Genomic DNA, 10,419 nt, shown 5'->3' with positions numbered 1-10,419 from the left:
GGTCTCCCCATACCACAACAACGAGGACCAAGGCCCGAAGCCACGGCTTGTTTCCCGGCAAGCCCTAACTACACGGCATTGGCCCTAGGCCTGGAGAACCGGGGCATCCGGTCACCTGGGCTTCTGGTTCGGAAGAGCGGAAGCTTCCAGTTCTGGAACAGTGGCGGCGGCTCAGAACAACGGCAGCTGACCGGGGAACTCCGGCACGACGTGGCCTTCGCACCGGTCTCCGCGGCCGTCTCCCGGGCCAAGGGCCCCAAGGTCACCATCATGATCGGCGCCCTGATCGTCGCGGCCGGGTACGGCCTGAACATCGTACTGATGTCCGAGGTCTGGCACTTCGTGCTGGTGTCTTGCGTGATCGGCGCCGGGATCGGCTTCACGTACGGCGCGATGCCCGCGCTGATCATGGGTGCCGTGCCCCGCGTCCGAGACGGGTTCCGCGAACAGCCTCAACACGCTGATGCGGTCCATCGGTATGTCGACCATCGGGCTGCGCGGTCGCCCAGCACCTGGGCATCTCCAGCGTGCATGGCCGCTTCACCGAGTTCGGCGGGCGCGTCGAGATCGCGCCGGACGTGGAGAAGTCCCGGGTCGAGGCGGTGATCGGGGCGGCGTCGATCGACGCCGGGAACGGCATGCGCGACGTCCATCTCAGGTCGCCGGATTTCCTGGACGTGGAGCGCCACCCGGAGATCACCTACCGCTCGACCGGCCTGGCCCCGGCCGCCGCCGACCACGGGACCGTCCACGGCGACCTCACCCTGCACGGGGGTCGTACGCCCCGTGGACCTGGACCTCGCCTACCTCGGCACCGGGCCCGATCCGTGGGGCGGAGTCCGGGCCGCCTGCCGCACCACGACGGAACTGCGCCGTGAGGACTTCCCGATGAACTACAACCAGGTCCTCCAGGCCGACATCGCGGCGATCGGCACGACCCTGAAGGTGGAACTGGACATCCAGACGGTCCAGGGCGAGACCATGCCGGATCCCAACTGACGCGGCCCGGAGCCCACCCGACGTGGCACACACCACACACAGCCGCCACCCCCGAAGACCACATACGAAGAGACCCCCTCCGCTCTGCGTTTCCGCAGTTCGGAGGGGGTCTTCCCCAAAGTGGCGGCGCCAGGATTCGAACCTGGGAAGGCTGAGCCGGCAGATTTACAGCGGGCTCCACTAAGCACCTTTGACCTGCGGTTTTGCCGCTGGATGGCACTCCCGGGACACATCTGGGGGAGGAGACGCTGGTAATCGCGTGGTTCTTCTCAGCTGATGGGCGGCTCATCAAGGGCTGAAGGCAACACCACTCGGCCGGTTCCAGTGTCGACTACCGCTGAGCGAGACCATGGTCGGCAGGGCTGCAGGTGCAACCACGGAGTAATGACGCGGGCCGGGGCAGGACGGCCTACCACCAACCGGCGAGCTGACAATTCCACCTGCGCCCGGCAATCAGATCTTGAGAGGGTGTGGCCGTAGGACCCTGATCCGAGGAAGACGGAGCCAACCCACCTTGATCATCCTGGACGCGAACATCCTCTACAAAGGACCGGACACCGTCACGACGGACCTGCTCCAGACTATCCGTGCCGCAGGCGCAGAGAAGGTGGGCATCCCTTCGGTAGCGCTAGAGGAGCTTGTGGCCCAGCGCGTCAACCCATACCGGGAACGGTACGAGGCGGCCTCGGCAGCGTGGAAAAAGATCGCCGAGGACACCCCGTGGTCCCTGCCGCAGAACCTCCCCCACGTGGACATAGACCGGTACGCGCACCATTGGCGCCAGCGGTTTGAGTCGGTCGCCGACAACCTGGCGGCCGACGTGGGCATCCTCAACGAGGCACTGACCCGAGAGATGAATCTTCTGCCTCCGTGCAAGCTCGTGGGCGCCGATGGAGACAACAAGGGCCACAAGGTCGGCGCGCGGGACGCAGCAATCTGGCTCACGGCGGTCAATTACGCCAGAGCCCATCCCGACGAGACGGTCTACTTCGTCAGCGCCAACACTCACGATTTCGGCAACGGCGCCCCCTACCAGCACCCAATGAATGAAGACCTCGACGGAATAGAGGACCGGTTCGTTCACGTCACGAACATGAACGAACTGGTCGATCTTTTCACTAAGAAGACGGCGCCGGACGACGAGGCGGTCAAAGCCGTACTTGAATCCCCAGACACTGCTCACCTCATGGCCCGCGAGGCATTCAGGCGGATGCGTAGCGGGCGCTTCCGTCGTTCGGTTCTCACGTCGGCCCGGTTCGGATGCTTCGACGCGGAAGCGATCGACCAGGATCCCACTGTCGCCCGAGGCTGGGTCGACGAGCCGCTCGCCCGGCTGGAGCACATCGGGGAGGCAAAGGCACACAGCATCGGGGATCACGTTTGGTCTTCGGTGGAGGCACGATGGACCCTCGTCGGCATCGCCGAACTCCCTAGGCGGGAGCAGCGGGTGGTCGTGTGCTCCTGGCAGACTCGAATCCTCATCAGCACGACCAAGCAGGATGCTGAGCCATCATTGCTGAGGTCTGAATCGCCGCAGCAGCCAACCTCGTCCGAAGTGCTAGAAGGGATGGGTTCGCTGGTCCTCCAGTCAGTAAAAAGCCTCCGGCGCCGAATGGTCCACATCGAAAGCACCAGGCGGTTTATCGAGGAAGAACGAGCGGAAAAAGTGCGCATGGACCTCGAATGGGATGCGATGGCGGAGGAAGACGCAGACAGCGAGTAACCCAGGCCCCCAGCGAGCTAAAGATCCGCAATGGCTAGGGTTACCGCGGTTAGAAGTCGAGGCCGGTCTTGACGATGAGGCACCAACGCTCCGAGCAGCCGAGTTCGCGCCGCAACGACACCGGGGCAGCCTTAGCCTACGTCGGTCAGCCGGCAGAGCGGGCGCGTGAACTGGCGGCTCACGAGACCTGGCAAGCTCTGTGACGCTCGCCACGGTTCGGTAGATGGCGGCCATCCGGGACGGGTTTGGGTGCCCTGACCTGGCATTTCATGGATTCTCAGCCCTTTCGGGGGACGGGACGTCGAGCCCTGCTGGTCACCACTGGCAGAAGGCCACCGTGGCGTCATCCCCCGACTTGTAGCGTGGCCACCGCCGCCCGGTCGGGTCGGTCGCTTCGATCTTGCGAACCGACTCGATCAGCCCGTACGGACCTTCCGTCCGTAGGACAGTGAAGACCTTGGCCCAGTCAGCCATGCGGTACTCGGTCACGAGCCGCGAGACGCCATCCGACATGACGGCGGCGGCCTGCGCCTCGCCGATCGGCGTCGCTCCAGTCAGCGCGTGTTGCGCTGCCTCGGGGGTGCTGGCGGCCACCCAGTACCCCTCTGGCGTGTTGCGCACTTCCCGCTGAGCACGCACGAGACGTTGCAAAGCCTCCCGGTGCCCCGGGGTGTGCGTCTCGTGGCCGGCGACCTCCGCTTGCAACTCAGGAAGTACGTCGTCCACACGGAGATCAGTGATCACCTCGTAGTCGCCGGCGCGATCCAGAACGATCGGCGAGTCAGCCAGCACGAGGTGATCAAGGGTGGTGCTCCCCTGCCGAAGGATCGCCACTGTCGCCGACGGCGTTCCTGGGTTGCTCAGATCGCACTCGGGATGGTGCGCGGCCACCCGTTCGATCGCTTCGGACAAGCCGTCCGAGAGCGACCGGTCATGGTCCGCCAACGCGGCCGTGAGGTAGCCGCCGAGGTGAGCGACGTACCACGGGACGCCGTGACTACAGCCCGTGGACAGCCCCGCCGTGCTGAGTCCATCAAGCACCACGGCGAGGCTAGGGGTGCTGCCAACCCAGTCTTCGTTGAGGCCAGCTCCCCCGGGCTGCGTGTTCAGACAGACGCGCATGATCAGCTTTCGTGTCGGTACAGCGGGGTGACCCTGCGGCTCTCCAGAACTTCGAGGGTCTCGGGGTTGTAGCGGCAGGAGATCAGCGTCGAGAAGCGCTTAGTCCGCACCTCTCGGTAAAGCTCAGCCAAGTTGTGCTCCAGGTAGTGCACCACCCCGTTGGCTCCTATGGCGTGAATACCGGCGATGTAGAGGAACGTGCCCCGGCCGTCCAAGCGCGGCAACCGCCCCAAGTAGCCGAAGTCGCCGGCCTCGCCGTGTTCGTCCATCGGAGACCGGTAGGTCTGGCCTGCCTTCCGGTCTACCAGGTGCCATGCGCGATCCTTCGCAAACTGAAGACTGTCGTCTCCTTCCAGCACCTGGGCCACGATGGGCGACAGCCGGGGACCGCAGATCACCACGTGATTCTCGCGGTTCAGGTTGACGATGCCGGTCGGCGGAATGACCTCGTACTGCGCATCGAGCTTCATGCCGCCAAGCAACTTGCGCAGGTGCTCGAAGTTGTCGAGGTCTTCCCGGACCACGACGGCGCTGGGGTTCTGGTCTGGCCCCTTGCCAGCCTCTGGCTTACCACCGAGCGACACGGTAACCAGGTCGGTCCCGAAGAACGCCCGCTCGGGGGGCGGACCCGCCGAAGCCAGTTGCCCGACCCGCCCGCGACTCACGCCCAACTTCAGGGCGATCTCGGCTTGGGTCATGCCCGACGCCTGCGCTTCCTCGATCGCTTCGCGCCGGATGCGGGACAGCTCCGTCACTCGCCCCTGATAGGTCGCCATCAGGTCGATTGCGGCCCTGGCCCGGTCGACCGGGACCGCGATCTCAGAGATCCGCTTCATGTCGTCTTCCACTGTTTTCCCATCCTCGCCTAGGGGGGCTATCAAACTCTATCGCCAGAGGGGGTTGCGCGCACACAGGGGTTTGCCTACGGTACCTATCAGGCAAGGCAGTAACCCCCCCTAAGCAACACCAGGGACGCCCTTGTGGCTGCTTTGACCTGGAAAAACGCCCGGAGGGCCCCGCGAGCGAGCGGGAGCGAGCCCGAAGGAAGCGGCTGTTGATTGAAAACTGCATAGAGCTACCGAATCCAGGCAACTGCGACAAGCCGTAGGCCCTGCCTGTGCGACTGAGTACGCACCTTTTCGCGATGCCGCCCCTTGCCGGGGCGGACGGCGATCCATCTGCGCACAGGTGACACAAGGGCAAAGATCGCGGGCCCCGAAGGTATCGACCGGTTCGAGTCCGGTCCGGGGCGCTGGCCGCCCGCGTGCGGTCTCTTCCACAAACGGCAAGTGCCCCCGGTGCTGGAACACCGGGGGCACGGTTCGGGCCGTTCCACCTGTGAGAGGAACCACGACCCAATGAGCCACATCGTTACTGTTCAGGACGCTGTTACCGCGTTCGAGCCGTGGTTGGAACCCACGGATGCGGAGTTGGACGCGATCGAGCAGGAGATGCCGCTGATCCTGGCGGGTGTCGACCTGGTCGACGCGCAGATCATCGCCCTTGACCGTACCCCGAACGAGGTGGACAACCGGCGTATCCGCCGGGCCCGGAACCGGGTGTTGGCCGCCCGGCGGGACCTGGCCAACCGCCCGGCCAGTGCGCTGCTGCCGGGAGGTGCGGCATGAGCGCCCCCACCCCGACCCCCCAGGGCCGCGTGCTGGCCCTGATCTCCCTGGGCGTGCTCATCGGGCTCGCCGGTTCCATCGCCGCCCTGGTGACGGGGGACCACCGGCTGATGGGCATCGCCGCCGTGGGGTTCGCCGTCCAGTTCGCCGGGTGGGTGGCCAACGGCCGCCGGAACGGGGGCAGGCGATGAGTGCCACGGAGCGGACTCTGACGGCCGCGCACGCCGAGGTGAAGGCGGAGATCACGCGGACCGACACCAAGACCGGTCTGTTGCTGGCGTTCGTCGGTGCGGTCCTCGCGGGTGCCTGGACGGTCGCCCGTGACCTGCCGATGAACCGGCCCGCCTACGTCGCCGGTGGCCTCGGTATGGCGCTGCTGGTGGCGGCGGCGGGTCTGCTGCTGCGCTCGACCCGGCCGAACCTGCGCGGCCGACACGGCTTTCCGCTGTGGGCCACGCTGACGGCCGAGGAGATCACCGACACCGTCGCCTCGGATCTGGCCGCCGACATCGCCGGTCTGTCCCGGCTGGCGGTCGCCAAGTTCACGACCCTGCGTCGCGCGGTCGACCTGACTTGTGCCGGGGGCGCCCTGCTCATCCTGGCCGCCCTGCTCGCTGTGGGGGGTGCGCGATGACGCAGTACGCCCGGATGACCAATACCTTCCTTGGTCTGTGGGAGGTGTACGTGCCCTTGCCCGACACGCCGTCGGGCCGGTGGCCCGCGCACGACTTCGACCGGACCGACCCCATTCCGACCCCGCAGGAGAGGGGCCGCGCGCTGGCCGCGCTGGGCTACGAGATCGCCGATGGGGGCGAGTGGCAGTGGCAGGAGTCCACCTGCCGCGGCGACGTGGTCCGCCTGACCGCGTCCGTGCCCGTGCGGCCTGTCGTGGACGGGGGTGCGGTATGAGCACGCAGCAGACCCGCAGGCCGTTGACGCGCGCACAGAAGATCGTGCTCGGGTGCGCGTTCGTCCCGATGCTGCTGACCGGCGTGGCCGGCGGCATCGGCACGTTCAGCAACATCGGGCACGCCTACGGCGAGGGAACCGCACTGGGCGCCGTCGCGGCCGGTGAAGGCGCGACCGCCGTCCTGGGCCTGGTCCTGCTCGGTCTGACCATGCTGGGCCAGGCCTCACCGTGGCCGGTCCGCCTCGGACTGTGGGCACTGCCCGCCGCCGCCTCGGTCATGGCCGCCATGGCAGGCCCCGACGCCGGACGCACCGTCATCTACGCCGTCACCCCGATGGGCATGTGCGTGTCGGCCGAGGGCATGGCGTTCCTGGCCCGGCGGATCGTCGTCCACACCGACGGCCGCGACGCCGAAGCGGAACGACGAGCCGCCGCCGTCGTTCAGGCCCTGGCCTACCACCGGGCCCGTGCCGCCAACCACCCCAGCGACCGGGTCAAGAAGTGGTCGGATCGTAAGTCGTGGCGCCTCGCGCGCAAGGTCGGCGTCGGCGACGTAGCCCTTGGATCGAGGCTGCTGGACGTCCAGCGCGATCGGGTCACGGACGGCGCGAACGCGGCCCTGGCGGACATGTTCCCCGGCATCGCAAATGCGGAGGAATCCACCAAGACCATAAGGAAACGGTCTACGGCTGACCTCGCCGAATCGACCCCGGACCCGGTGGTGACGCTGACCCGGCTGACTCTGCCCGATCCGGTCGCAATCGACCTGGGCAAGTCGATGCCACTCAAGCCGCTCCCCCCGGTCGAGCCCGCTCCGGTCGCCTCGATCGAGTCGCGCGCGGTGGCCGCTGAGTCGACCCGATCGCGCCGCGCCACGGGCCGTGTCCCGGAGGCGGCAAAGCCGAGTCGACCGAAGCGCACGCCGGAACAGTTGCTCGCCGAAGCGCGCAAGGTGACGGCCGATTGGCCGGACACAAAGGTGACCGGCGAGGGCATCCGCCGCGCGATCCACACCTCACCGGCGAACGCGCGGTCACTGCGGGACACCATCCTCGCCGAACGCGCCGCATCGGCTAAGGCCGCGTGATGGGGGCGCTGCCGGTGTTCCGGTGGCGCCTGGCTCCGGACGGCTACGCCACCCGCCGACAACTCCGGGCGCGCGGCCTGCGGCCCGGTGGTCAGTTCGTGGCCGCTCAGCTCGAACGGCCACGCCGCCGCCGGGGGCCGCTGGTCGCCTACCTCTACCGCGTCGACCTCGCCAAGCCGGTACGGCCGATGACACCGGCGAGGTGGGCGGCTCTGGCCAAGGCAAACGCCGCCCGCCGCCTGTGCCCCGTCTGCGGAACGGATGCGGGCTACGTCATCCCCGCCTCGCTCGGCACCTGCGTGCCCTGCGCCTACCCCGATCCCCCAACTCTTCAAGGAGCGCCTGACCATGGGTAAGCCCGATACCCGCCGCCTGGACCGTGCGATCCAGCAGGCGAACCGCAAGCTGATGGCCGTGCGGCAGCGTGAGCTGTGGCCACTGGACGGCCGTGAGCGCCGCGCGGTCCTCGCCGCTGTGGCCGGCGGCTCGTACAAGCTCACACGGGGCGAGAGCACCGGCCGCGCCGAAACCCGCCTGGACACGGCGTGGCAGGCGGCCGAGACCCGGCTCATCAGCGAGATTGCCGCGTTGCAGGGCGAGCGGCAGCGCGTCGTGACCGAGGCCGCCAGGGACAAGGCCGCTAAGAAGTCGTCCCGCTGGTGGTGACCGCGCGCCTGTCCGGCGCCCTCACCGCCTGACCTGCGCCGGGGTGGCCTTCCCTGCCACGGACCCAGCCACCCCGGCGCCCTCAACTCCCGCCCCTGTTCGGGGCAGTCAGGAGAACTTCCAGCATGTCTGAGAACGTCGTTCGCCTCTACAAGGACCCCGAACCGCCCACGCCGGATGGGCCGGTGACCACGCTGACCGTGGTTCCGGACCCGCCGCCGGCGCCGGTGGTGCCGCTGTGGGTGCGCTCCGGCCGCGCCGTCAAGCGCATCGCCACCGATGAGCGCACCACCACCACGGCCCGCGCTGTTGCCCGTCACACCCTCTACGTGGCGGGTGGGGCGCGGATCGTGGCCCGCCGGACCTGGGACGGCCGTACCGGTGCCCGCTATGAGCGGATGCTGCGTGCGGCTGAGGCTGCCGGGAACTACGAGGTGGCCGAGGAGTGGGAGGACCGTCTTCAGCGCTTCCGGGAGGCGCGCCACCGGCGCCGTATGGACCTGCTGCACTCCCCGGTGGAGGTGGCCAGGGGTGCCGCCGTCGGGACCGGCATGGGCATCGGTGTGCTGGTCGCCCTCGGGATCGTGATGGCCCTGAACACCAAGGAAGTCGGCGATGTCATCACCCCGTTGAAGGCGACCGTCGACTTCATCGCCACGTTGATCCGGATCGTGCAGGTGGTATGGGGTCCGGCCCTCACGATCGGCCCGTTCCTGGCCCTGCTCGCCCTGTGGGCCGTCGGCAGCAAGCAGCAGGCCGCCCCTCAGTGGGCGCTTCCGGCCGCTGTCCGCTCCGGTGAGGGGGAGCCGATCACCCCGTCCATCGTCGTCAAGGCCCTGCGTGACCTGGGCGTGCCGGCCCTGCGCAACGCCATCAAGGAGATGGGCGACGCCGGCGCGTCCATGCTCGGTCCGATCCGGATCGCCGGATGCGGGGTCGAGGTGGACGTCACGCTGCCGTCGGGGGTGTCGACGGTCGAGGTGCAGAACCGGCGCCGCAAGTTGGCAGAGAACCTGACCCGGCATGAGCACGAGGTGTTCATCACGATCCCCGAGGCGGCCCGCACCGTCCGGTTGTGGATCGCTGATTCCGGTGCGCTGGATGAGCCGATCGGTCCGTCCCCCCTGGTCACTGACGAGACGCTGACGGCGAACTACAAGACGGGCAAGGCGCCGTGGGGGCAGGACTTGCGCGGGGATGCCGCCATGTTGAGCCTGTATCAGCGCCATGTGCTGGTCACGGGTCTGTCGAACCAGGGTAAGACCGTCGCTCTGCGCTCGCTCGCGCTGTGGCTGGCGCTGGACAAGTCGGTGCAGTTCCTCATGGGCGACCTGAAGGGTGTGGGTGACTGGGCCATGTTCGATGGGCTCGCCACGACCCTGATCCAGGGGCCGACGGATGAGCACGTGATCCAGGTGACCGAGATGGTCGAGGGCGCGGTGGATGAGATGAACCGCCGTATCCAGGCCCCGCCCGGCACCGTGTTCCCGCCGCTGATCGTGCTGGTCGATGAGGCGCAGGTGGCGTTCATGTGCCCGGCCAAGGATGAGGACAAGCGCCCGTATGGCGGGTCGAAGGCCAACTCCCGGTACTTCATGGCCGTCCGGAAGATTCACAACCAGGGCCGTGCCGTGAACGTGCTGATGTGGCAGGGCACCCAGGACCCGACCAACGAGAACCTTCCCAAGCTGGTCCGCGAGGGTGCCCACACCCGCGCCTCCCTCGCCCTGGGCACAGAGTCGCAAGCCCGCATGGCGCTCGGGGACAAGGCCGTCGACGGCGGCGCCGCCCCGAACCTGCTGCGTCCGGGCCTGGACCGGGGAACCCTGGTCGTCGCCTCCGACGGCATCGCCATCCCGGCCGGACAGTCGTCCATCACGGTGCGCACGCACTACATCGACGACGACGCGGCCGAAGCCATCACCGACCGGGCCAAGGCCCTGCGCGACGGCGTGACCACCCTGCACGCCATCGAGCGGGGCGAGGAACACGATCCGCTCGCCGACATCGCCGCCGTCGTCGGCGACGCGCCCCGCGTGCGGACGAAGGACGTGCTGGCGCGGCTCGCCACGCGGAACGCGGACGCCTACGGCGGTTGGTCGTTCATCGATCTCAAGCGCGTCCTGGACGACGCCGGCGCAGAGCCCTACAAGTCCGACGGCGTCATGGTCGTCGCCCGTGACCGCGTCGCCCGCGCCCTCGCCAACCGCGACACCGAGGGTTCCGCTTCCGCCGACGGATGACAGGGAGCCAACCCCCGACAGGTCAGGGAGACAGGGAGAAC

The 10,419-nt window shown here is 68.1% G+C and carries 11 protein-coding genes and 2 pseudogenes; 11 read left to right on the top strand and 2 right to left on the bottom strand.

Annotation, left to right across the window (positions count from 1 at the left end; all coding sequences use genetic code 11):
• Positions 1–210 precede the first annotated feature (210 nt).
• From H8R17_RS46715 to H8R17_RS15250, 3 genes and pseudogenes are all read left to right on the top strand, one after another.
• A pseudogene (locus tag H8R17_RS46715) lies at positions 211–484 on the top strand (MFS transporter); the annotation flags it as partial.
• Between the two features lie 13 nt (positions 485–497).
• Positions 498–999, top strand: a pseudogene (locus H8R17_RS15255) (YceI family protein); the annotation flags it as partial.
• Positions 1,000–1,513: 514 nt separating this feature from the next.
• Complete coding sequence (locus H8R17_RS15250; RefSeq protein ID WP_187823722.1) at positions 1,514–2,722, top strand: PIN domain-containing protein; 1,209 nt, start codon at positions 1,514–1,516, stop codon at positions 2,720–2,722.
• A 315-nt stretch (positions 2,723–3,037) separates the two neighbouring features.
• Here the strand turns inward: H8R17_RS15250 and H8R17_RS15245 are convergent, their stop codons facing one another.
• Together H8R17_RS15245 and H8R17_RS15240 are read right to left on the bottom strand one after the other, a co-directional pair.
• On the bottom strand, positions 3,038–3,844 hold the full coding sequence (locus H8R17_RS15245; RefSeq protein ID WP_187823721.1) for a protein phosphatase 2C domain-containing protein: 807 nt from the start codon (positions 3,842–3,844) through the stop codon (positions 3,038–3,040).
• A gap of 2 nt (positions 3,845–3,846) precedes the next feature.
• Positions 3,847–4,692, bottom strand: coding sequence for a sigma-70 region 4 domain-containing protein (locus H8R17_RS15240; RefSeq protein WP_187823720.1), 846 nt, complete (start codon positions 4,690–4,692; stop codon positions 3,847–3,849).
• Between the two features lie 510 nt (positions 4,693–5,202).
• On the opposite strand from H8R17_RS15240, the gene H8R17_RS15235 reads away from it, so the two are divergent.
• The 8 genes from H8R17_RS15235 (at position 5,203) to H8R17_RS15200 (ending at position 10,378) form a co-directional block, all read left to right on the top strand.
• On the top strand, positions 5,203–5,472 hold the full coding sequence (locus tag H8R17_RS15235; protein WP_187823719.1) for a DUF6284 family protein: 270 nt from the start codon (positions 5,203–5,205) through the stop codon (positions 5,470–5,472).
• Positions 5,469–5,663 (top strand): hypothetical protein, encoded by a 195-nt coding sequence (locus H8R17_RS15230; protein ID WP_187823718.1) that lies wholly within the window; start codon positions 5,469–5,471, stop codon positions 5,661–5,663. Before H8R17_RS15235 ends, H8R17_RS15230 begins: the two co-directional genes overlap by 4 nt.
• Positions 5,660–6,106 (top strand): Pycsar system effector family protein, encoded by a 447-nt coding sequence (locus H8R17_RS15225; RefSeq protein ID WP_187823717.1) that lies wholly within the window; start codon positions 5,660–5,662, stop codon positions 6,104–6,106. The genes H8R17_RS15230 and H8R17_RS15225 overlap by 4 nt, the downstream gene beginning before the upstream one ends.
• Positions 6,103–6,381: a DUF6303 family protein gene (locus H8R17_RS15220; RefSeq protein WP_187823716.1), complete on the top strand. Its 279-nt coding sequence runs from the start codon at positions 6,103–6,105 to the stop codon at positions 6,379–6,381. Before H8R17_RS15225 ends, H8R17_RS15220 begins: the two co-directional genes overlap by 4 nt.
• Entirely contained in the window at positions 6,378–7,469 is a 1,092-nt protein-coding gene (locus H8R17_RS15215; RefSeq protein WP_187823715.1) for a conjugal transfer protein, read from the top strand. Before H8R17_RS15220 ends, H8R17_RS15215 begins: the two co-directional genes overlap by 4 nt.
• The gene (locus H8R17_RS15210; protein WP_187823714.1) at positions 7,469–7,825 is read left to right on the top strand and encodes an RRQRL motif-containing zinc-binding protein; all 357 of its coding nucleotides are present in this window, start codon (positions 7,469–7,471) and stop codon (positions 7,823–7,825) included. Before H8R17_RS15215 ends, H8R17_RS15210 begins: the two co-directional genes overlap by 1 nt.
• Entirely contained in the window at positions 7,818–8,135 is a 318-nt protein-coding gene (locus H8R17_RS15205; protein ID WP_187823713.1) for a hypothetical protein, read from the top strand. Before H8R17_RS15210 ends, H8R17_RS15205 begins: the two co-directional genes overlap by 8 nt.
• Positions 8,136–8,260: 125 nt before the next feature.
• Complete coding sequence (locus H8R17_RS15200; RefSeq protein WP_187823712.1) at positions 8,261–10,378, top strand: FtsK/SpoIIIE domain-containing protein; 2,118 nt, start codon at positions 8,261–8,263, stop codon at positions 10,376–10,378.
• The last annotated feature ends 41 nt before the right edge of the window (positions 10,379–10,419 follow it).

Origin of the sequence: Streptomyces sp. TRM68367, from assembly GCF_014495685.1 — a bacterium.
Taxonomy (GTDB): domain Bacteria; phylum Actinomycetota; class Actinomycetes; order Streptomycetales; family Streptomycetaceae; genus Streptomyces.
This window is presented reverse-complemented; position numbering and strand designations above follow the sequence as displayed.

Coding starts and splice junctions, on each gene's coding strand:
- H8R17_RS15210 (WP_187823714.1), top strand. CDS start 7,469: ATGGGGGCGCTGCCGGTGTTCCGGTGGCGCCTGGCTCCGGACGGCTAC.
- H8R17_RS15215 (WP_187823715.1), top strand. CDS start 6,378: ATGAGCACGCAGCAGACCCGCAGGCCGTTGACGCGCGCACAGAAGATC.
- H8R17_RS15220 (WP_187823716.1), top strand. CDS start 6,103: ATGACGCAGTACGCCCGGATGACCAATACCTTCCTTGGTCTGTGGGAG.
- H8R17_RS15245 (WP_187823721.1), bottom strand. CDS start 3,844: ATGCGCGTCTGTCTGAACACGCAGCCCGGGGGAGCTGGCCTCAACGAA.
- H8R17_RS15200 (WP_187823712.1), top strand. CDS start 8,261: ATGTCTGAGAACGTCGTTCGCCTCTACAAGGACCCCGAACCGCCCACG.
- H8R17_RS15230 (WP_187823718.1), top strand. CDS start 5,469: ATGAGCGCCCCCACCCCGACCCCCCAGGGCCGCGTGCTGGCCCTGATC.
- H8R17_RS15205 (WP_187823713.1), top strand. CDS start 7,818: ATGGGTAAGCCCGATACCCGCCGCCTGGACCGTGCGATCCAGCAGGCG.
- H8R17_RS15225 (WP_187823717.1), top strand. CDS start 5,660: ATGAGTGCCACGGAGCGGACTCTGACGGCCGCGCACGCCGAGGTGAAG.
- H8R17_RS15235 (WP_187823719.1), top strand. CDS start 5,203: ATGAGCCACATCGTTACTGTTCAGGACGCTGTTACCGCGTTCGAGCCG.